The 23,058-nt window shown below is 41.0% G+C and carries 17 protein-coding genes and 1 pseudogene; 8 read left to right on the forward strand and 10 right to left on the reverse strand.

Annotated features, from left to right (window positions below; translation table 11 throughout):
- Positions 1–106: 106 nt before the first annotated feature.
- Positions 107–1,774: a hypothetical protein gene (locus ACFOJ8_RS12785; RefSeq protein ID WP_380655741.1), complete on the reverse strand. Its 1,668-nt coding sequence runs from the start codon at positions 1,772–1,774 to the stop codon at positions 107–109.
- 325 nt (positions 1,775–2,099) lie between these two features.
- Here ACFOJ8_RS12785 and ACFOJ8_RS12790 point away from each other — a divergent pair, with 325 nt between their 5' ends.
- The 3 genes from ACFOJ8_RS12790 (at position 2,100) to ACFOJ8_RS12800 (ending at position 9,022) form a co-directional block, all read left to right on the forward strand.
- Positions 2,100–4,529: a YheC/YheD family protein gene (locus ACFOJ8_RS12790; protein WP_380655738.1), complete on the forward strand. Its 2,430-nt coding sequence runs from the start codon at positions 2,100–2,102 to the stop codon at positions 4,527–4,529.
- A gap of 290 nt (positions 4,530–4,819) precedes the next feature.
- Positions 4,820–7,561 (forward strand): CapA family protein, encoded by a 2,742-nt coding sequence (locus tag ACFOJ8_RS12795; protein WP_380655734.1) that lies wholly within the window; start codon positions 4,820–4,822, stop codon positions 7,559–7,561.
- 327 nt (positions 7,562–7,888) lie between these two features.
- Complete coding sequence (locus tag ACFOJ8_RS12800) at positions 7,889–9,022, forward strand: O-antigen ligase domain-containing protein (protein ID WP_380655731.1); 1,134 nt, start codon at positions 7,889–7,891, stop codon at positions 9,020–9,022.
- Between the two features lie 10 nt (positions 9,023–9,032).
- On the opposite strand, the gene ACFOJ8_RS12805 is transcribed toward ACFOJ8_RS12800, so the two are convergent.
- The 4 genes and pseudogenes from ACFOJ8_RS12805 to ACFOJ8_RS12820 all read right to left on the reverse strand — a co-directional run.
- The gene (locus ACFOJ8_RS12805; protein WP_380655725.1) at positions 9,033–9,818 is read right to left on the reverse strand and encodes a WecB/TagA/CpsF family glycosyltransferase; all 786 of its coding nucleotides are present in this window, start codon (positions 9,816–9,818) and stop codon (positions 9,033–9,035) included.
- 49 nt (positions 9,819–9,867) lie between these two features.
- Complete coding sequence (gene tagH / locus ACFOJ8_RS12810) at positions 9,868–11,235, reverse strand: teichoic acids export ABC transporter ATP-binding subunit TagH (RefSeq protein WP_380655721.1); 1,368 nt, start codon at positions 11,233–11,235, stop codon at positions 9,868–9,870.
- Positions 11,236–11,246: 11 nt separating this feature from the next.
- Positions 11,247–12,068: an ABC transporter permease gene (locus ACFOJ8_RS12815; RefSeq protein WP_380657118.1), complete on the reverse strand. Its 822-nt coding sequence runs from the start codon at positions 12,066–12,068 to the stop codon at positions 11,247–11,249.
- Positions 12,069–12,103: 35 nt separating this feature from the next.
- A pseudogene (locus tag ACFOJ8_RS12820) lies at positions 12,104–13,264 on the reverse strand (CDP-glycerol glycerophosphotransferase family protein); the annotation flags it as partial.
- Positions 13,265–13,419: 155 nt separating this feature from the next.
- On the opposite strand from ACFOJ8_RS12820, the gene tagD reads away from it, so the two are divergent.
- Positions 13,420–13,815 (forward strand): glycerol-3-phosphate cytidylyltransferase, encoded by a 396-nt coding sequence (tagD, locus tag ACFOJ8_RS12825; RefSeq protein WP_380655713.1) that lies wholly within the window; start codon positions 13,420–13,422, stop codon positions 13,813–13,815.
- Positions 13,808–14,956: a CDP-glycerol glycerophosphotransferase family protein gene (locus ACFOJ8_RS12830; RefSeq protein ID WP_380655709.1), complete on the forward strand. Its 1,149-nt coding sequence runs from the start codon at positions 13,808–13,810 to the stop codon at positions 14,954–14,956. The genes tagD and ACFOJ8_RS12830 overlap by 8 nt, the downstream gene beginning before the upstream one ends.
- A 15-nt stretch (positions 14,957–14,971) precedes the next feature.
- Here the strand turns inward: ACFOJ8_RS12830 and ACFOJ8_RS12835 are convergent, their stop codons facing one another.
- The 5 genes from ACFOJ8_RS12835 to ACFOJ8_RS12855 all read right to left on the reverse strand — a co-directional run bounded on the left by ACFOJ8_RS12835 (position 14,972) and on the right by ACFOJ8_RS12855 (position 20,602).
- Positions 14,972–17,641: a CDP-glycerol glycerophosphotransferase family protein gene (locus ACFOJ8_RS12835; protein ID WP_380655706.1), complete on the reverse strand. Its 2,670-nt coding sequence runs from the start codon at positions 17,639–17,641 to the stop codon at positions 14,972–14,974.
- A 155-nt stretch (positions 17,642–17,796) separates the two neighbouring features.
- Entirely contained in the window at positions 17,797–18,279 is a 483-nt protein-coding gene (locus ACFOJ8_RS12840) for a pyrimidine dimer DNA glycosylase/endonuclease V (RefSeq protein WP_380655703.1), read from the reverse strand.
- Positions 18,279–18,719, reverse strand: a complete 441-nt coding sequence (locus tag ACFOJ8_RS12845) for a YtoQ family protein (protein WP_380655701.1) — start codon at positions 18,717–18,719, stop codon at positions 18,279–18,281. The genes ACFOJ8_RS12840 and ACFOJ8_RS12845 overlap by 1 nt, the downstream gene beginning before the upstream one ends.
- Before the next feature lie 95 nt (positions 18,720–18,814).
- Positions 18,815–19,432 carry a flavodoxin family protein gene (locus ACFOJ8_RS12850; RefSeq protein ID WP_380655699.1) on the reverse strand — a complete coding sequence of 206 codons (618 nt, stop codon included), beginning with the start codon at positions 19,430–19,432 and terminating at the stop codon, positions 18,815–18,817.
- 99 nt (positions 19,433–19,531) lie between these two features.
- Positions 19,532–20,602: a YkvI family membrane protein gene (locus ACFOJ8_RS12855; protein WP_380655696.1), complete on the reverse strand. Its 1,071-nt coding sequence runs from the start codon at positions 20,600–20,602 to the stop codon at positions 19,532–19,534.
- A 258-nt stretch (positions 20,603–20,860) separates the two neighbouring features.
- On the opposite strand from ACFOJ8_RS12855, the gene ACFOJ8_RS12860 reads away from it, so the two are divergent.
- From ACFOJ8_RS12860 to ACFOJ8_RS12870, 3 genes are read left to right on the forward strand one after another with little or no spacing between them, the layout of a single operon-like run.
- Entirely contained in the window at positions 20,861–21,532 is a 672-nt protein-coding gene (locus ACFOJ8_RS12860; protein ID WP_380655693.1) for a YveK family protein, read from the forward strand.
- A gap of 21 nt (positions 21,533–21,553) precedes the next feature.
- The gene (locus ACFOJ8_RS12865; RefSeq protein ID WP_380655690.1) at positions 21,554–22,264 is read left to right on the forward strand and encodes a CpsD/CapB family tyrosine-protein kinase; all 711 of its coding nucleotides are present in this window, start codon (positions 21,554–21,556) and stop codon (positions 22,262–22,264) included.
- The gene (locus tag ACFOJ8_RS12870) at positions 22,261–23,052 is read left to right on the forward strand and encodes a tyrosine-protein phosphatase (protein ID WP_380655687.1); all 792 of its coding nucleotides are present in this window, start codon (positions 22,261–22,263) and stop codon (positions 23,050–23,052) included. The genes ACFOJ8_RS12865 and ACFOJ8_RS12870 overlap by 4 nt, the downstream gene beginning before the upstream one ends.
- Positions 23,053–23,058 lie beyond the last annotated feature (6 nt).

Below are 23,058 nucleotides of genomic sequence, written 5' to 3' on the forward strand. Positions count from 1 at the left end.
ATGTAGAGCAACACAGTAAGCTTATTTCATTTAAATTAAAGCGCGAGATTCTACAAACCAGCTGGTTTGTAGAATCTCGCACTTTTTTTAGAGGCTAATTGCTTTGCTACATTATTTTGTAGCATGCAATACAAGCTGAAATATTGTGCTGTGTAAAGTCATTTCGAATTGTGATGTCTTTGAATTTATTATAAAAAGCGCCGATGCACAATGAGTGGTTTTCGAAATGCATAACTGACTCTTCTCTTAATTGCGTTTGTAGTTGGAATTGGACACCCTTAATGATTGCTTCACGCATCCTTTTTGCTTCTTCTTCATAACCATAGTCCTTCGCAAGCTCGTAAGCATTACTCAGGCCTTCGGTCCGACAAGCAACAGGGACTGACTTGGGTAAGGTACCTACTTGTGGTGGGTAGCCTCCAATGAATTCAATATCATTCTTTTGCTCAGACAGATATTGAGTGTCCATAATCGATTCTGCCATCATCAAAGCGTGTTTGATGTACATTTCTTTTTGACGTACTCTATATAATCCATTCAATCCATAAAGTAACCAATGATCGTGTTGTATCGTGGACGTCGTTGCATCCTTATTTTTAGTGTTAATGAGGTAGTCGGCTGCATTTTCAGCGACATCGATCCAATCTAGGTTACCATCTAGAGCATGCAACTTTGTTAAGGCAAGGATAGATTCGCCGATATAGAAATCAGAAACAAAATCGGAGATTTCACCTGTACTATACACGAGTTTATGCGCCTTGAAATCACCACTATCTATTTGCATGTCTTTGATCCATTCTGCAAGTTCCTGCATTACAGGCAAGTACTTCCTATCCCCGGTAATTTCAGTATATTTAGCCAAGGCCACGATAGCGAGTCCATTGCCCCCGAGTTTTGCAGTATCTCTCTCAACAAGTACCTTTCCTTTTTGGCCTGACCTGGCAATCTCTACTTTATCCACTAAAAAGCTGAGAGCTTTTTTGGCACGATTCATTATTTCTTCGTCCTGTGTTAATTCATACGTTTGCAGCATGGAAAAGATAGTACCTGCGTGGCGGAGAATATTGTACTTTTTCTCAGCGTAGTCTACAGCTGGAAGGTAGGTGTATATAAATTTTCCTCTGGAATTGACGACTTGTTTGAAGTAGTTATTCTTAGTGAGTTGGATAGCATATAACACTGTATCCTTATCGATCTCCCTGAATACCCGATGACCTCGAGTGAGTGGGTAGTAGTCGTTACCGTTTGAGTAAAAGGCATCGGTTGAAAACTTGAATGGAGACTTCAACTGATTATATGAGTCATCATTTAACTTTTGTTTTACAGCCGCGTTTAAATTATTTATATTTACCTTTCTATTCTCAACAATATCGTATCCTATCATTTCGGAAGGTAAGAAGGCTGTCTGCAATGTTTTCCCAAAAGTTACTCCCTCGTTGCCTTTATCAAAGAGCAGGGTATCTTTTCGATAATCGAACATTCTTCTATTTTTAAACGGTTTAACACCATTCACAATATCAAGTTTAAGATGTTTAGGTTTGAAACCGACGGGCTTTTTAGAAACATAAATATCTAGAGCCTGGTTGACAGCATCCGAAAACTTGGCTGCCTGTCCCCGCACTATGTATGCTTTGCTGTTGTCTTCTCTCACCGACAAAAACACCGTATATTGACGATTAACACGGTATTTTCTCTCGTTAAGCTCTACTTGATTAGCATCTATTCTGCTTTCATTAGCAACTGCATTGAACAAGTGTTGCATAATATCTTTCATTCTTGTTCCTCCTTTTTTGAGTCTTTCCTACAGTTTATCATGTTGAACTATAATATTCTGCTTTTAAAATATTCAGTTGACGGCTATAATCATATTAACCTATAAGTAGGTGGCTATAACTATGCTAATTGTTGAGAAACGACAAATGCTTAATGTTAATAAAGGAATTATAGCATAATTGAGATTTTGTATTTTTGATACTGAAATTAAAAGTATCAAAAATATTTGCACGAAACTGGCGGAGGACCTAGAATAGGGTTTCGCAAGTTCTTATTCAATTTGTATGATAGTATGTTGTTAATAATAAATTTCAAGGGGAATGGTAATGGATAATTTTAAAAAAGATGTTTCATATTATAAATCTCTAGGGATTGATACTGAAGCAGCTCGTTTTAAAAGATATAGAGAAGTAGGTCTGTTGGATGAAGTGGATGAGTCTTTTGTAAAAGAAGTTAAAGAGTATTGGCAAAAGCATTATCACACAAAAGTTGACCCAGTTCTGCACATTGCCTTTATGAACCTCACTGGGAAGAAAGATCCGAGAGTGGCGTTTCAAAGGATAGTTAAAAACCAATTTATACCGTTTTTCAATGATCAGAGAATGAAGGAAACTTACCGAGATAAAAATATGTATGATAAATTAATTCCTTCCGATAGAGCCGTTGAAACGGTTTTAAGAAGAGCTTATGGTTCCTATTTTGACATCAATAATTCGGCCCTATACAAAACTGATGTAATATCTAATCTATCATCATACCAGGAAGATCTCATTGTAAAACCAAGTAACACTAATAACGGCAGAGGCATCAAGAAGCTGAACTATAAAGAGAATACGTTGTTTCTAGATGACGATAAAGTTTCGGTTGAAGCACTTGAGAAAATGTACGGAGCTAACTTCGCTGTACAAAAAGTTGTCCAGCAGCATCCCGTTATGGCTGCACCACACCCAGCGTCGGTCAATACGCTTAGGATGGTTACACTAAGATGGAATAATGAAATCAAATATCTGCTGACTTTTGCGCGATTTGGTGCAAATAGCAGCGTACAAGATAACGCAGGCGCTGGTGGCGTTTGTGTTGGAGTTAATGAAAATGGAGAATTTCTGGACACAGCGATTAATGAGCATTGTGAAGTCTACACCGAACATCCGACTACAGGATTTCCGTTTAAGGATATGGGTAAGATTCCCAACTTTGAAAAGTTCAAAGAATATGTAAGAGAGTTGCATAAAGAGATTCTCCATCATGATCTCGTGTCTTGGGATATTGTTGTCGGGGCAGACGGGCTGCCTGTATTTCTTGAAGCAAACTTCAGTGGTGCGACATGGCTCTATCAACTTGCCGCCCAGCAACCATTGTTTGGTGATCTGACCGAGGAAGTGCTCGAGTATGTATATAAAGAGCGTAACGATAGAAAATCACCACGTAGGAAAACAGCAACAACCAGTAGAGTTCGAAGTTCAGTAAACAGAAAACCAAGCCCAGTTCCAAAAACAGATTATAAAAATGAGAATATGCTAGTAGGATTCATGCAACGCTTGGATAAACCGACGACTCTCGCCAAATCGGTAGCTCTAATGAGTAGCCATTATGGCATGGAAGTCATCTACTTGAGACCTTGGGACGTTGATATCGAAAAGGGTACAGTTGAAGGGAAAATGTACCAAGATGGTAAGTGGGTCACTGTAGAACGGGAATTACCGCGTTTGATAGATGCAACAGATCCATGCTTTAAGAAAGATACGAAAGAAATTATTTCTTATCTGAGAAAAAACACTGTATTACCGTACGATAGAAAAAATATCCCTAATAAACAAAGGTTGCAGGAAGAATTATCAAAAGATGAAAATTTTGCTGAATATATGATACCGACTAGAACATTGGATGACTTTGAAGCATTGCAGGACTTTATGAAAGAGTACTCTACCATTGTGATAAAGCCGCTATTTGGGGAACGTGGGAGAGGTGTCTCCATCTTAAGAAAACAAGGCGATGCTTATATACTTGGACACGGAACAGAAGAGCGAGAGTTAGATCGTGATGAACTCCTCCAATACTTTAAAGAAGTCTGGATGAGTGAGAAGCATCTGATGCAGAAATATATAAAGTCGAGAACCAAGCAGGGAGATCCATTTGATTGCAGGATCCACGTACAGAAGAATAGAAAAGGTGAGTGGGTCATCGCTAAAATGTTTATTCGAGTAGGAACCAATCAGAAGGTAATGTCCAATGTCAACCAAGGTGGAGGCATTTCCGATCCCAAACTCTTCCTCAAGGCAAACTTTGGTGAAGGCTGGGAAAATATTTATCAAAATCTCAAAAATCTCGGGGAAGAATTGCCACACAAAGTTGAAGAAATGAAAGGGACACCTACTATGGACTTCGGCTTTGATGTTGCTATTGAGGAAAGCGGAGATCTCTATTTGATTGAAGCGAATAGAGGGGGGACGACTGCGCCGCTTATAGCACAATCAGCCATGCTCAGGGTGGAGTATTATCAGCATCTAAGAGAGACGCACCCTAAGCTTAAAAATGCAAATGTTAAAAAGAAGCCGAACAAAGTGAATAGTAAGGGAAATGACCAAGGATCTTCAATGAACGAAAGAATCAATCAACTCGAAGCTGAAAATAGAAGGCTGACTAAAGAAAAAGAACAGCATAAGAAAGAGTACGAGAAAATTACAAAGAGTAACAGCTGGCGTCTGACAGTACCTGTTCGTAAAGTAAGTGCATTGATAAAATCAAAGAAAAAATAATGCCACGAACCAACACTTATCCAGGACGTTTAGTTCACATTCTCGATACTATGAGTATGGGAATTAGAACAATCATCGTAATGGGAAACTTAAAAAATAGCCATCAATAATTCTTGAAGGTAAGAAATGTTTTAAAGGGTAGGTCAATAGAGACTTACCCTTTCTTGTATAATAAATTCGTCCACAAACACTGTTAAACATTTATAGTAGAGTGGACTATATAAATCTTCGGGGTCTAAAAGTTATTGTAAAAAGTTATGATAGAACATTTATGGAAGGAAATAGGGTTTATGACTTACTCTAAAAAAATTCTTGCATCAAATAAAAATTATAAAATAACTTATTATTGTAATGAGAGTGTGAAAAGCTCAAAATGCATAGTTACATTTGGAGAAATTAGTTCTAATCTAGATGAGGAAGGCTTCGGGAGCAGTGTGATCTTAAAAGAGGGCATGGACCACATTTATGTGGCACAGAAGCGAGGGACGCAGTATCAGTTTTTAACAGCAGACAAGTTCTGTTCGATCGTTGAGCCTTCATTAGTCAATAAAGAAGTATACACTTATGGATCGAGTCTCGGAGCATACTGTGCAATTTATTACGGTGGTGCAATTGATGCCCATATATTAGCAATGAGTCCTAGAATACCTGCCCACCCTATAATCGATAAGTTAATGGACCAACGCTTCAAGAATAGAGGGTTCAAGCATGAAGAGCTGGAAAGCACGGAGAGAACTTCTGGAAGAATATGTGTGTTTTATGACCGTAACAACTATATTGACAACCATTATGTCGATTTCTTTTTAAGACCAGCCTATCCTGCTGCAGAATACCTGCACATACAAAACTCGGGTCACTACACAGCGCGCGCATTATTAGTTTCTGGGGAATTGAAACCAGTCGTATTAGATTTTTTCAATAACAAAAATATCAGCTTTACTTTAAGTAATGATAAAATCCTAGAATGGCATTTGGATACTGCTAAACGTAGGGTTAAGAGAGGTAAGCTGGCACATGCACTGGAGAACATCGAAGTATTGCTCTCCTCTGATAGTACAAACAATGAAGAGGTTCAAAGAATAGTTGCCGAATATAAGAAAAAGTTAAATGCAAAAGAGACGAGCGATCATAAAAAGGCAGATTCCAAATTATACCCTCAAATTTCAAGTAACGAATTGGCTCAACTCGACAGTGCAGTATCACTGTCTTTCGTAGGCGACCTTACAGCATCAGAACGTCAAACGTCGAACGCATATAATAAGAAGACAGGAAAATATGAATTCGATAATATGTTCTCTCACGTAAGCAAGTATATGGAGCGGTCCGATTTCTCGATGGGCATATTTGGAGGGCCTACTGCTGGTGAGACACTTGAATATAGTACAGGGGGGCGTGGCGATGAATCTTCGCCGCGTTATAACTTCCCCGATAGCTTTGCTGACGCAGTTAAACGGTCGGGGATTGACTTTGTAACTACAGCGCATAGGCATTTACTTGATGCTGGCACTAAAGGTGCAATGCGGACTTTAGATATATTGGATAAAGTGGGTTTGAAACATTCAGGAAGCTTTAGAAACGTAAAAGAAAAAGCCGAGTTACCTATATACAGTATTAAAGGACTAAAAATAGCAATCCTGACATTTACAGTGTGTAGTAACGGCTATCGTAGCAGTTTCTTTCTTAAAGAAGAAAACAAGCATTTGACGTCCATTCTAGTATCCCCTAGTAATAAGAACTTTGAAAGTGTCAAAACAGATGTAATTTCTAAGTTTGAAGAAGTGAAAAAAGAGGCGCCTGACTCTATCATCGTGCTCTCGCACATGGCGCAAACCACACCTCAAGCTTCTGATAAAATGCAACGCGCTTGGTTTGATATTTTCGTTGATGCCGGGGCAGACGTTATCTTAAATAGTAATGGGAATGCAATGCAACCGTACGAATGGAGAACGAAACCAAATGACAATTCGAATGTAATGGTATTACATTCTTCTGGGGGCTTTGTTAACTTTGACGCTGAGAAAAATGGAGAAGCCTCTGTTCTGACTCAGTTATATTTAGATCCAAATACCGGCAAGCCGTTTGCACTGGCTTGTATCCCTTTATGGCATCATGCATATATTGATGATATTTATAGCGCGATTCCTATCAATGAAATAGTGAATAGTCCAGAGCTTAGACATCGCACGACTATGTGCGAATATGAAAGGCTCAAAGATGTTCATGAAGCGGTTACGGAGACGATGCTTGGAGAAACGCTCAGTGTAGATCAGACGCAAGATAAATACTATATTTTTGCAAACAGAGCTTCGGACAATTCAAGAGGTTATGTCCGGAACCCTGTGTCTACATTGAAAGAGGTAAAGGATTTTAAAAACAAAGAGATATACCAGCTTTTGTCGAATGCCAAGAGTGTATGCTTTCTCGGTGATTCCATAACTGAAGGGACTAAAAACGGAGGATATGGATGGTTCGAACCGCTTGTAGAGTGTTTCCCTCATTTGAAAGTTGAGAGGTTTGCTAAAGGCGGGGCGAATTCCGGGTATTTTGTCAATCAGCTAGAGAATATAACCAAGATTAATACTGATTTATATATTTTAGCTATAGGTACAAATGATCTAAAACACCAAAAATCAGATGAAACAACAGCTGATAAATACGTGGATAATATCAGACAAGTAGTAGAAAGTATTCGTTTAAAAAACAAGTCGGCTAGTTTTATACTTATATCACCTTGGACGAGTAACTACAATATTTCGGCTACTGAGTTATCTAAAAAAGAGCATTCGATCTTGTTAGAAGATTTTAGCGGAAATTTAAAACGATATGCTGAAAGCGCTGGCGATGTGTTTATTGATCCGAACCGAATTCTAAATGAGAACTTCAAAACAGGTAATCCAAGAATTTGGATGAAAGATTCAACCCACCCTGATGCAAATCGAGGGATAAATCATTACAGCTCGGCTGTTATGCAAGCCTCACCACAAAGCAATGGTCGATTCGTTGTCTTAAAACATTTATTAAGTAGAAAGTAATGTAATGCAGAATCCGAAGGTCCACCAAAAAAGCAGAGCCGGCGGAAGTAAGATATCTATAAAATTACAGGATTGAGATCAGAGTATTATAGCTATGAAGGCTCAGCGAATGTTTGTACTCGCTGAGCCTTTTTCAATATTTTAAACCAAGCAGAACTATATAATAAAGTTCTAGCACTTCCTACTTATTTTGCGGATTTTCTAAATACATGAGTGTCTAAGTGGGTACTAAATAAGTTAACCACAAAGTTTTACGATCAATACTTGTAATAAGCTTAACTGACTTGTTTTGAAATAGCACATCACGGTAATGGGAGAGGTTCATTAATGGCAAAAATCGACATACATCGTTCCTACTTCACTTATGAAGCACTCTTATTCATTGCGATTTTTACACTATTGTTCATGGGAACAAATATTATCATGATGGATTATCGAGGGATACAAAACACCATCGCTTCGCAAGATCCGTTCATGATACTGATACTTGGCGCAATTCTTGCCTTTCTCTATAAAAACTCTACATTTTCTTGGACACCATTAAGAAAAATGTTTCTCATATTGTGGGGACTCTATATCACTTCTATATTTCTGAGCATGCTGATTGCAGACCACTTTGTATTCACAGAAGTATTGATCTTGCTCATGGTAACTGTCATTCTCGCTTATAAAATACCAAAGCAATTGATAATATATCTAGTGCTTGCTGCACTGCTGAGTCTACCGTTCTTACTCATCGTCGACTATACACTCAACGAATCGGGTGCGACATTGGTGATGGTAGTTACTGCTGGCTTTCTAATTGTACCGAGAACAAACAGAGCAATGATTCTGTACTTATTGCCTTCCTTTCTGTTACTCAGTCTGATTACGACCAGTCGTTCTGCGATAGGAACGTTTCTGCTGATTACTGCTTTTCAATTGGCATGGATTAATCTGTACCAGACATCAATAAAACAGAAGAAGTGGTTTTTCGGAACAGCCATTGGTGTCATAGTCATCGGTCTTGTGATTTTTGCTGGACGTATCTACCAGTTTTTCATCGGTGCCAGTCTAGAAAGAGAGGGCTACTTCTGGAATGACCTGACTTCAAAACGCTATGAGCTATGGGCAACAGTATGGAATAACAGGCAATGGTTCGGAGAAGGGCACAGCTACTTTAACTTTACTGATTTACTTCATGCGCACAATATTCTTTTTGATACGCTTGGACGTTACGGGATTATCACGCTGGTTCTCTTTGTTTTGATACTCGCACTCGTATGGCTCTTGTCCATCACAAAATATACGTTGAGTATCTTCTTGTTCATGACAGCATATCTTTTCATTGGCATGTTTGAATATAATTATCTATTTATGTTCGTATATTTCTCCCCAATCATTCTCTTCTTTGTACTAACAGCCTATATGCTGACGTTACGGGAAGGCCATTTAGATACGATAAAAACAAAGAAGGACTGAGAAATTATTCTCAGTCCTTCTTGCGTGATCTCTTTCTATTATAATTAATAACTTTTCCGATCTTGTGGACAACTGGTACATGTAGCAACATGAACTGGCCGGCTTTTACAACACGTACAATGCGACTGGGCTGTTTGATAAGCCGGTATAGCCATTCCAGCTGGAATCGAATCCAGATTGACGGCGCACGTTTGGCTGTACCTGAGAGGACATCGAAACTTCCGCCTACACCCATGAAGACACCCTTATCGAAACGATCGATATAATCTTTGATCCAGTTTTCCTGACGCATCATACCAAGAGCCACCAGAACGACGTCAGGCCTGGCCTCAACCACTGTTTTGATAAAAGCTTCATCGTTAAGATCAGCATACCCGTGCATTCTACCGGCTACCAGCAGTCCCGGATACTTTTCTTTTGCGTTCTCCACTGCCTTTTTATTGGAATTTTCCTCAGCACCTATGAAGAACACGCTATAGCCATTCTGCGCAGCATGCTCAAGCACATAATGCATGACATCAACACCACATATTCTCTCTTCGAGTGGTTTACCTAGCATTTTTGTGGCATTTATAATACCGATTCCATCTGGTAACACGTAATCAGCTGACTGGACTGTTTTCTTGAAGTCAGGATGCTGTCTTGTAGCAATGACAATCTCTGGATTAGCAGTGACAATGAAACATTTTTGCTCTGCGGCTAAACATGGATATAATGAGTCATTGAGAAATGCACTCATCGATGTATTTGTAAAATCAATATCCATTACTGTTACGCTCCTACGGTGTTTTGTCATATGAATCCCTCCTTAAGAAAATAACGGCCGAGAACCGACCGATTATCTTTTATTGACGATGGGAAGCATTGAATTCTTTCTTTTGCTCATCTTCGTTGATGTTATTACTATGGATCCAGACAGCTTCACTTTCACCCTCGATATGCCCCTTGTACCAGACATTGCTCCCAACGATAACCGTTTCAGATACATAGAAGGAGAGACCAGCGTGATTTTCGAGTGATGCATAAGCGTACTGTCTGTGTCCGCCCCATGGAGCAGTCGATGCGTATCCTCTACCCCGCAATGTAAAACGACGCTGGTCATTATCCACGTGAACATAAACGTGAGAGGATGTCTCAATTGCTTTGATCCATCCGATGACACCGTCGACACCACTTGGTTCTGTGCTCAATAGATAATAGTCCTCGAACTGATAGGTTGCTTCCCGTTTAGTATAATATACCCGGTTTTTATAACTTTGTGCATCCAGCAGTTCTTCACCGCTGTCTGGTGCCTTATATATATTAGTCGCATCCGTCTTCAGATGCACGAGACGGCTGATTGGCCGGACAGTATATCCATAAGCCGCAGTAAGGTCGTTTCCATCATCGAGAATTGTCAAGTTGCCGTACTGCTTATAATTGTATTCATTTGGGTTGCGACTCATGACACGTGTGCGATAGTCATCGCGTTCTTCTTTTGACATCGCCTGCCATTTCAAGAGAAATGATTCATAGAGGGGGAGAATGTCCCGCACTTCACCAAATGCTTTGACCCGACCAAATTCAAGCCAGAGTATCTTATCGCAAAAACTCTTCATTTGACTGATCGAGTGGCTGACGAAGATCATCGTTTTACCTTGTTCCTTGAACTCAAGCATCTTGTTCAGGCTCTTTTCAGCAAATGCTTTATCACCGACTGATAATGCTTCATCGATAATCAAAATATCTGGATCGACATTGACACTGATGGCAAAACCGAGTCTCGACTTCATACCACTCGAGTAAGACTTAACCGGTTGGTCGATGAAATGCTCAAGTTCTGAAAATGCGATGATATCGGGTTCCAGCGCTTTGATCTGGTGTTTCGAGAATCCGAGCATCAGGCACTTCAGTTCGATGTTGTCACGCCCTGTCAACTCATCATTAAGTCCGGAAGCGACCGCAATCAAAGCGGTCTGTCCATTGACTTGCACTTCACCGCCCGATTCAGGTACGATGCCCGCAATAATATTGGATAGTGTCGATTTGCCGGAGCCGTTAATGCCGATAAAGCCGATGACATCGCCTTTATCAGCTTCGAAGTCGATACCATTCAGCGCGTGGAAAGTCTGCCCGTGTCTGCGAGGACTGACCAAATCCATGATTCGTGCTTTCTGACTGTCGTAGAGCGTATACTGCTTAGATAGGTTTTTAGTAATGATTGCTTTAGTCATTTACATCCCTCTTATAGGTAGTCGATGAAATTCCGCCTGAATTTAATGTGCAGTACCGATCCAATAGTTAGGAGTACAGCGATCAAGCCCCAGAAGTATAATGTCATCTCCCAATGGGTGATGAGATACCATTCTGTTCCAAAAAACACGGAACGATATCCTTCAATCAGATAGATTAATGGATTCAACTGCATAATTCTCATCAAGGTCGGGAAATCTGAGAGTAAAGATAATGGCCATAGTACCCCGGACAGATAAAGTGCCATGCGCAGTAGTGAATTAAGCAACAGATGCACATCCCGTACAAGCGTCGACAATGTTGAGGTAATCAACGAAAACGAGAATACCAGCATGTAAGTGCCGAGTACAAAGTAGGGCAACTGAACGTAGTAGACATTCATATAATAGCCAGCAAACTGGAAAGTAACACAGGCAATCGCCAGCATCAGGATATGTGTATAGAACTTCGAGAATATGCTGATGTTCGGAATCAAGCTGAGTGGGAAATTCATCTTCGACAGCATTTTCAACCGTCTATAGATTGATTTCGATGCCTCGATGCTCCCTTGAAAGAAAAAGGTCCATACGACAAAACCGATGAACAGCCAGAAGAAAAAGGGCACTTCCATCCCGTTCATCTGAATCGGCTCCCGCTGCCTCAGTGTCGCAAACACAAACCAGTAGATCAGTATGCTGATCAATGGGGTAAGAATCTCCCATACAATACCGAGATAATTGTTCTGGTTCTTACTCTTTATATCGTACATGGACAGTCGTCTTACGAGATAGAAGTTCGACAGCTGTTCACGCAATATGATCCATATGGATTTCATCTCTTTTTCACAACCATTCATTCATCGTTGTTGAATTATACAATTTTATCTTTTAAATGACAAACAATCTCGTCACAGACACGCTTTGTCGCGTTACCGTCTTCGAAAGTGCAGAACTTCTCCCTGAAGTGCTCAGTATTGTAATTTTTATTGAAATCCGACGTTTCCGTATCTTGAATTGACTGGATCAGTGCCTCTGTCGTCTTAACAATTGGTCCAGGTGCTTCCTGCTCAAAGTCGAAGTAGAAGCCGCGCAGCTTATCTCTGTAGTTGTCGAGATCATATGTATAGAAAATCATTGGTCGCTCGAGTATCGCATAATCGAAGAAGACTGACGAGTAGTCGGTAACTAAAATATCAGACACGATATAAAGGTCTCTGATATCTTCATATTTGGAGAAGTCATATATAAAGTCTTCATAACCTGATAAATCCAAGTTTTCCGCAATCAAGTAGTGGAGTCTTAGAATAACAACGTAGTCATCAGATAATGCTTCAGCCATTTGCCTTATATCAAACTGCAGGTCGAATTTATATTTCCCTTGTTCATGATAAGCATCATCACGCCAAGTCGGTGCATAGAGAATTACTTTCTTATCATTAGGGAGATTGAGAAGCTCCCGGATGCTCCGTTTGTTTGTATCGTTATTGTTTTTGGAAAGATGATCGTTTCTCGGGTATCCAGTCTCCAGTACTTTTTTATCAAAACGAAAAGCGTGTTTGAATATGTCGGTCGAATAGGCATTTGGAGAGATGAGATAATCCCACTTCGATGCTTCTGTTGTGAAGTTCTGTTTATAGCGCACTGTATCTGTGCCAGGCATATGCACCGTATCGATATCCATGCCGAGTCGCTTTAATGGTGTACCATGCCACGTTTGCAAATACGTAGTGTTTTTAGGTTTCGGTATCCACAATGGCAGACGACTATTCGTCACCCAAAGGGTCGCCTTGTTCATGTAGATCATCCAGCTTGGAGTAAAACGCGAAACATACGGAATATCATATTCTTTGAACAGGCGCGAATGCTTACGATTTACGCTCCACATCAGTCGGTATTCAGGATAGTGGATCGACATGTATTCGTATATCGCCCGGGGGTTGTCGCTGTACTGCTTGCCGAGGAAACTCTCGAACATGATTAGACGGTAGTCCTTGTGAAACGAACCACCAAGCAGTCTGAACATAATTTTGTACAATTCTAATGTTACTATTTTAATAATCTTCATTTTCACCACACCTGTATTTATATTAACTTGAATAATTATGATATAATCTTTACATTGTCTTTACTATATCGACTATAACTTAAATAATTATATCATCAACAGCATGTATGGGGGGGCTATGCATGAAAAAAGTAATTACTTACGGCACATTTGATTTGATCCATATGGGACATATCAACATACTGCGCCGGGCAAGAGCGCTCGGGGATCATCTGACAGTCGCCGTATCGACAGACGACTTCAACACGTTGAAGCATAAGCAATCATATTATCCGTATCAGCAGAGGAAGGAAATTCTTGAAGCAATCCGCTATGTTGACGAAGTCATAGCGGAGTCCAGTTGGGACCAGAAAATTGAGGATATCAAAAAGTATGATATTGATCTTTTCGTTATGGGAGGAGACTGGGAAGGAGCATTCGACTTCTTAAAGGATTACTGTGAAGTACGCTACTTGCCAAGAACTGAAGGGATTTCAACCACTAAGACGAAAGCGGACTTGTCGCATCGACATGATTAGGGAAGTAGCGCTTAGTATCTATTTGTTACTCGTGCGCATCCTCTTCCGCATTTTGAGGATGCTCCCGGTACAGAACAAGACGGTGATGCTCTCAGCATTTGGTGACAACATCCAGCAAGTGATCAATCAAATGCCGCACCACACATCATCCAAGATCATTGTGCTGAAGGAACCACAGTGTACACGTACGTTTCAAAATGTATCTGCCGACAACGTCATCGATTTCTCACACAAACACATTTTTCACCATATAAAGGGCATCTATCACCTGGCGACGAGTAAAGTCGTTTTCGTAGATTCTTATCACGCGATTTTAGCCGCCTGCGATTTCAAAAAGCAGACGACCTGCATCCAACTATGGCACGCCAATGGTGCAGTTAAGCTGTTTGGACTTAAAGATAAGACAATTGATAACCGACAAGGATCTGCACATAGACGATTCAAAAATGTTTACCGACGATTCCACAAAGTTGTGGTCAGCTCAGATGCTATGGCAGACATCTTCAAAACAGCATTTGGTCTCTCTGATAACCATATGCTTAAAACGGGCGTACCACGCACAGACTTCTTTCATTCCAAAAGACGTCTAGAGACTGCGAAAGCTAGAGCACATGAAAATCTACCACAAATAGAAGGCAAACAGGTAATACTGTATGCGCCTACGTTCAGGGACGGCGATTTTGAGGTATGTACGCTTCCGATTGATGTTGCAGCAATGCAGGCATCTCTTGGCGACACCTGTCATTTGCTGATTCATCTACATCCTGCTGTGAACTTCCAAGGTTTTGTTAACACGGATTTCGCGACTGATGTATCGAAAGGGTACAGTATATTTGAACTGCTCAGTGTTACAGATATTCTGATTACCGACTACTCGTCGATCCCATTTGAATTCAGCACGCTGAAAAAACCGATGATTTTCTATCCATATGATTTGAAAGTGTACGAGGAGAGTAGAGGGATCTGGTTCGACTACGCAACGCTTGTTCCTGGGCCAATTGTCTATAGGACTTCTGATATCATCGATATCATTGATGAGCAGCTATTTGACATGGAAGTGGTGGAAACATTCGATAAGAAATGGAATATGTACGCTGATGGACAAGCAACGTGTCGCTTATTAGAATCGGTATATAACTAAAGCAGCGTGAAGATATTAATCTTCACGCTGCTTTACTTTATCCATTACTGAGTCGTAAATACGTTTACGATTGTTGTGGTCTTGATACGTCAGAATGCCCGAGAGATCATGCGCTTTTGGCTGAAACCCATTTTTAATATACGTTTCTATCGCATCGATCAGCGCTTCTTCGTTTTTTGCGATGTCACCGATGAAAGTTTCCGGTATCGGTCTTAGGCTACCGTGCCTGAAAAACCGCCCGGCATCAAAGTGATAGTATGCAACCGGCTTATTCATCAAGGTGAAGTCGAAACTGACACTGGAGAAGTCGGTGATCAGTAGCGCATGCTTGATCAAAAGATCTTGGACGGTCTGTTGTCCAAGTTTGATAAATCGGATATGACTCCTAAGGTCAAGATGTTCATTGTTGAAGTAACTTTGCGCCCGGTAGTGTGGATAGAAGTTGAGATATACACCATAGTCTTCTAACAGTTGGTTCAACCGTGAGTTATGGATGAGACTATGGTATCGGGCGTAATATTCGCTCTCAAGAAACGCTTCATCCGTATTGATCCAATCCCGCCACGTTGGCATCAACAAAATGTCTCTCGGCGTATTGTCATGAGGCAGCAGATCGAAGCGGGCAAGGCCCGTAACCGCAACCTCATTCTCGTGATACCCCATCGTCTCCATGACCACTTCCTGTTTTTCTGCTTCGCTGCTGACGATGAATAGATCAAAAGGCAGTTCATAATATTGACGATGGTACTCTACAGGTTTTCGTCCAAGGACACCATGCTGCAAAAATATCTTAATCGTATCTTCATAATGGAAGAACCCTTGTGCCGTTTTATATGGCATTAGATTCTCGAGATCATGTGTACCAAGCAACACACCTGCACGAAAAGCGATATCGAAGTGTGCTTTTGAACCGAAAGCTAAAACGTTTTTCTCGGTTTCAATCTTCTTATAGTCTTCTGCCGTATCCTCGATAACATAGTAGGCTTCGATATCCGTATTTTCCTTTAGCCAATTGAACATTGCGTAGCCATTGTCCTGTGCCGTGTCGTACCTTTCACCAAGTAGCCAGATGGCATAGTCTTTATGCTCAGTATCGTCAGTAATCTCAACACTCTTTGGGATCATGAAACTCTCGATTTTCAAATTGTTGAAAGGTGTCGTTGTAATCAGGTGATAGTGCACGTTCCCATCAGAATCAGTCACCTCATGCCGACCATAATGCGTATCTTTCTTATATACTGAATGCTTGAATTTAATCTTCTCTTTTCTAAGCACGGTACCGTCTGAATGGATGATTTCAACGAAGAGGTCGATGACGGTCTTCTCTTTACTTTTAATCTGGGTGAAGTCGAGAGATTTCAAATCGACACGGAAGAGCCGGTCGATCTCAACACGTACGGACTCGAGAGAATACCGATCGACGAAAGAGAGGTAAGGTGTTGCGTCAATGAATGCATCTAGCCCTTTAAGGTAGCCCTGCATCGTAAAGTCATCAATTTCAGTCACTTGTCGTCTCAATGGGCGTTCGGCTACATTAAAGCCGAGTAACCCGTCACGCCGTTGATAAAAGGATATTTTCAGCATTTCGTGCGCATATTCCGCCTGAATGGCCCCACCAAATCCAATCCGTTTAAGGTGACTGGCATTCAGCTGCAGCTGAAGCGGATGGGTACCACGCGTCTTTAGTATAAGTTTCTTTCTTGAAACAGTATCGACAAGCGCGCCCAGCGGGACATCCAATCGGATTTCCGCATCTTTTTCTGAAGTAGGAAACGGAACTGGTGTGACCACGTCTGTCGAAGTATCGACAATCAGCAGCGTTTCAGGCGACACGGGTAAATTAAATGCAAATCGCATATTTATAGATTCGCCTTCAATAGTTGTCTCAAACGCTGTCATTTCAATTTCATGTGTAACGACTTCTGCAGACAGGTAACCGCGATCGGGTATGAAAGCAATCTCATAGCGCACCGTCTCCATAGATAGGGGAGTACCGCTATAGCTTACCGGGAACAACGTATTACCTTTGAGCAAATAGAGCTTGGGATGGCCTTGGGTCAATGTGGCGAAGTCCTCAATTTTAAGCGTTTCTGGATCTTCAGAAACATTCTCTAGTATTCTTAGTTTGTTTTGATACAGCCATGCCAGATGACACTCTGTCTCCACTTTTTCTTTAAGTGTCAATTCAAGAATACAGTAAGTACCACCGAGTCGCTCGATTTTAGCTGGCTGTTCCATTTCAAATTGATACTCTGGCAATAAGTGACTGAGCACAATACTGCCTTGTGCAGAAATGTTGAAATATCTGCTGTTTGAAAAGAATGAAAGACTTTGATATTCTTCGTCCCCATTCATGCGAATAATCATACGCTTCCCATTGAATTTAAGTTCAATGGTTGCCCGTCTATCCATTTCATCGAGTATTGCGTAGGGTACTTTGATCTGAAGACGGTCTTGGTTGATAGTATAATTAAGAATGCGTCGCGTTCTTCCACTAATGAAATGTATATTCAATTTACGTTCTACTTTATAGTTGAAAAAGTTCTGCACGGTCAGATTGATATTGAAATAAGTCTCCTGAGCATCTACATCACGGAGTGTCACTTTCTTGATGAGGCGTTCCCTTACGCGACGAGGAACTCTATTTCTCAACCGAGTCGCAAGCTTTTTTCTAAATGCATTCAAAGTCCCCATCCCCCAATCGTTATAGTGTCTTATATATTCTACTGTATTCCTTACTATAAATACAAAGCCATTTAGTAAAATTTAATAAACGATTTTCAATAAGGGGGTGGAGCACAAAAAAGAAGCACCCAAGTACCAGATGCTTCACATACATACTATTTCTTTTCAAACCGTACACCGCACCGAGGCGGAATCGTATCATCCATCCACTTATCATCCAGCAGCTGGAGATAAAGGTCATAAGCAACATTGCCGTATATCTTATCTTCTCCAAAAACGTAGAAAGGCGGGAGTGGTTCGTCGCTCCATAATCCCGTATGCGCATTATCTGTGATCAGTTGCTTCAACGCTTCGAGGTCTTCGCGAAACTTTGGACTGCGTTTACCCCCACGGCGTTGATGTTCTAAATCACATGCAACAAGGAGTTGGAATGTGTCGGTAATGTATGGATAGCCATTATTATAAATATGGTTGACGATCGGATGATGCCGGTAGCGCGTGTTTGTATCTAAAAGCTCAAGCAGGCTCAAGTTCACCCGCAGTATCTGATATAGCTCAAGTACTTGCTTACTTAGCCTGCGATTGTCCAAGTATCTTGCACTTACTTCATGAGATGGGCTGACTCTGAATACTTGCATTACTCGTAAATGTAGGCGAGGACTTCGAGCGCCTGTTCCACTGTCTCCACTGTAATGTTCGCTTTGTTGGATAACTCTTTAAGCGGATGGATCAGTTCCTCTGGACGCACGATGATGAGTGGCTTGCCGAGAGTGACAGCGGCACTCGCATCCATCGCCGTATTCCACTGCTTGTACTTTTCTCCAAACAGAGCAATAACAACATCGGACTTCTGCATGAGCACTTGTGTGCGGAGATTGTTGACAGCAGAAGCGGCATCGTCTTTAAAAAAAGGTCCAGGCTGTGTGCCAAGAATGTCTTCGCCGATATTATCTGAGCGATCGTGATTCGTCTGAGGACCGACGAAAGTGAGTGGCAGATCCTTGTCTTTTGCCAGACGTTTGACATCCTCGCGCCAGTCGTCATGGATCTGTCCTGCCAAATATACTGTAAGTTCCATAGTAATCCTCCTAGATTTCATTTTACTTAATCATATCGTAAATCAATTTTGTTTAAAATGAAGAAGCCCCACTCAGTGGGGCACAGTATTTTTCATTACATTGTATTGCCTCGAGCCGGAATAGGATTTTCTTTAAGTATGCGCGCTAGGTGCATTGTATTGTAGGCGAGCATTTTAACGTGGGATTTCGTAAAATCATTATCGCGGTCTGTATCCATGTAAGATGGTCCTGGGCCGGCTTCTCCCACCCAGTACGTGTCTACATTCGGTGGGATGGTGAAACCGATGTGGGACAGTCCGTAAAGAATGCTTTGTGAGACGTGCTTTGCGCCATCTTCGTTACCAGTGGCAACAACACCGCCAACCTTGTTGTAGAAGATGGCCTGTCCTTTGTCGTTTGTCAGTGACGAACTGCCATAAAGCCGTTCAATCAGTAGCGTCGCAACGCTGCTCTTCTCGCCGAGCCATATCGGTGTACCGATGATGACAATATCCGCCGCTTTTACCTTCTCAAGAATTTGAGGGAACTCGTCTCCATCCCCCATGTCATCAGCAATGCCATATTTGATGTTGTAGTCATTCACTCGAAGGATTTCCGTCTCAACGCCTTCCTTCTCGTGAATCTCCATAACTTCTCTTGCGAGTGCTTCCGTGTTGGATTCATCTTCTCCGTACTTCAAGGTCGTATTAAGTATCAGTGATTTCAATGCCACAGATATTCCTCCATTCGATGATCATTACACACTACTATGCCCTTATTTTTTGAAACGAAAACACAAAAAGCACTGGAGATTCACTCCAGTGCAAATGTATTAGACAAGTCTCTTCTTGCTGAACTTGTTCATGACCCAGCGTGCTGTAAGTCCAAGAGCGATGAAGATGCCAATGTACCCGAATATCGGATAGAAAATATTAACCAGATCGACAAATCCCACAAAGCTCAGTGCGTAGCCGAACAATAGCCCAACAGTAAGCATGATCTTGTACTTCTTTGAATACGGTTCAGAGAAACGTGTCAGGAAAGGATACATCAGGCCGACAGCTGTATTATAAATGACTAGCAGCATAACGATGGATAGCCCAAGACTCAGTATCGGATGGATATTACTTGCAAGCACCAAGGTAGGCAGTGCAGCTTCGTTCGCAACATCCAAGTTGGCGAGAAGCCCACCGTTGATCAGGAGCATCAGTAATAGTATGATGACACCCCCGACAAGTGCGCCGCGTCTAGCGGCTTTATGTTTAGACGCTTCAGATCCCATAATAGATAGGAAGCTGAACGCTGTAGCGAGTACAAGCCCGCTATAAGTAATGGCATCCCACCACCATAGACCAGAAGGTGTTCGGTCGATATCAGTGTGTATATTGACTTCATTCAAAGGTATCGCAGGATTGAATATGTTGAATGCTGCGATAATCAATACAAATGCAACGAGAAATGGTGTAACAACACCAAGGACCGCAACAATCTTATTGAAATCAAGTAGCAATGTTGCGAATACCGCCACCATCATAATGAGTGCACCAATCCACGGGGCAACCCCAAAGCTTTCTTCGAATGCAGATCCTGCACCAGCCAGCATAATGACTGCAATGCCGTATAAGAAGAACACAAGTATATAGTCGATGCCTTTCCCAATAATGTCACCAAACATCGTATTGATTGGTTCCTCATGGGAACCTGCTTTGAGTCTGTAACCAAGTTTTGCTGCCTGGCGCCCAACAAACATAACAATCAGTGCAGAAAGCAGTATGGCAACGTAGCTCCAAGTGCCATAGTTGGTAAAGAACTGTAGCATTTCCTGCCCAGTTGAAAAACCTGCGCCTACAATAACGCCTGTGTAGGCAAATCCAATAATCATCGATTCGCGTCGATAGCTCAAAAAATCTCCTCCATTATTTTTTGTCACTCTATACTTATAGACTTCTTCGGAAAAGTTAAACAAATTTCAGTAGTATACTGAAAAGAGGGAGTAATATTTTAACAGTAGATTAAGGGAGGACAACTCGAAATGACTCAGAATAAGGTAGCGCTTTCCATAAAAACTTTATAAAAAAAGTGCAAAAAGGTTGCATGTTCTGATATAGTTAGAAAATGTAAACAAAGATATTTCGTACACATATAAATTATGGAGGCCAATATGGAAGAAACACTGAATCTCGAAGATATTCTAGAAGTAATTAAGAAGAACTTGGCAATAATTGCTGCCCTTGTGCTACTCTTCGGTGCCATCGCTGCATTTGCCACTGCATTTCTAATGACCCCACAATATGAAGCCAATACACAAATACTTGTAAGCCAATCACAGGATTCAGAAGTGGCAGTGAATAATCAAGATATACAAGCCAGCCTTCAACTTATTAATACATATAGAGATATCATCAAAAGTCCAACCGTGCTAGATGATGTAGTCGCAAACCTTAGCCTAGATGAATCTACAAACGAGCTTGCGAACCAGATAACAGTGAATAACCAAGATCAGTCACAAGTCGTAACAGTAACTGTTTCTAATGAAAATCCTGAAAGCGCGGAAACAATCGCCAACGAAGTTGCAAGAGTCTTCCAGCAAAGAGTGATGGATGTTTTGAACGTTGATAACGTCAGCATACTTGCGCCTGCAGATATTGGAGAAAATCCTTCTCCGGTGTCCCCACAACCTTTAATCAATATCGCGATTGGTATGATTCTCGGTGGTTTGCTCGGACTAGGCATTGCGTTCTTAAGAGCTTTCCTCGATAAGCGTGTAAAAACAGAGGAGGAAATTCAGAAACATCTGGATTTGCCAGTACTCGGTACTATCGCCAAATTTTAAAAGTAGAGAGGGAATATAGTTATGTTCAGAAGAGATAAGCACGCATATACATCTGGGCCAAGACAGCTCATTGTTGAAAAAGAACCGAAATCTCCTATCAGTGAACAATTTCGATCAATCAGAACGAACATTATGTACTCTAGTGTGGATAAGGAAATTAAAACAGTCCTTTTTACTTCTGCCACACCAAGTGCGGGTAAATCGACAACGGCAGCGAATATCGCTTTAACTTATGCGCAGTCGGGCAAACGAACTGTACTCGTTGATGCAGATTTGCGTCGTCCTACAATGCACTATACATTCGAACTGACAAATCAACGCGGGTTATCCACAGCGATTGTCAATGATATGCCAGTGGAAAATATTATTAGAGAAACAAGTATTGAAAATCTTGATGTGGTAACAAGTGGCCCTATTCCACCAAATCCATCAGAACTATTATCTTCAAGAAAAATGACACATTTGTTAAAAACATTTTCAATGCATTACGATATGGTTATTATTGATACGCCACCACTTCTTGCGGTGACGGATGCACAGGTGCTGAGTAGAATAGCAGACGGCACAGTACTGGTGACGGACGTCAACGGCAATAACAGAAATCGACTCCAGGAAGCTAAAACTTTGTTGGAAAAAGCTGATGCAAACATTCTAGGTGTCATAATGAACAATAAGAAGATGAACAATAAAAATGATAACTATTACTATTATTACGGAAGTGATGAATCTTGATAGATATTCATAACCATGTACTGATTGGTATTGATGATGGTCCAAAGACTGAAGAAGAGGCAGTCGCTTTATTAAAACAAGCAATTGATAATGGCATAACGGATATCATCGCAACCCCCCACCATCATAGTGGGGCTTTCTTGAATCCGAGAAGTAAGATTATAGAAAAAATGGAAGAGCTTTCAAAACTAATAGAGACCCATCAACTAGATATCAAAGTGCACCCAGGCCAGGAAATACGTATTAATGGAGATATGGTGACTGAGTTGCAGTTTGATGTCAGTATTCCACTCAACCAATCGCAGTATGTACTGGTTGAGTTTTCATTTACAGAAGTACCCAATTATGTAGAAAAGCTTTTATATGATTTGCAGATGAAAGGATATATCCCTGTGATTGCCCATCCTGAGCGATGCAAGCCAATTACTAAAAATCCTAATAGGCTCTATGAAATTATAGAGAAAGGTGCGATTGCTCAGGTTACCGCCTCATCTATTTCAGGAGCGTTAGGACAGAATTTGAAAGAAACAAGTCTAGCGATGATCGAAAATAATCTAGCTCATGTAATATCTAGCGATGCACATAGCACTAAAACAAGACCTTTCTTATTGAAAGAAGCATATGAAGTTGTTACTGAAGAACTAGGCGAAAACTTTACAGAAGTTTTACAGTTGAATGCCGGTGCTATACTTCATAATAAGGAAGTGAAAGTTAAGCCACCACAGAAGTTGCTACCACATTCTCAAATAAAAAAGCAAAAAAAGAAAAAATTTTTAGGATTATTTTAAAAAGAA

It is taken from the genome of Salinicoccus sesuvii, from assembly GCF_042648145.1.
In the GTDB taxonomy this organism is placed as follows: domain Bacteria; phylum Bacillota; class Bacilli; order Staphylococcales; family Salinicoccaceae; genus Salinicoccus; species Salinicoccus sesuvii.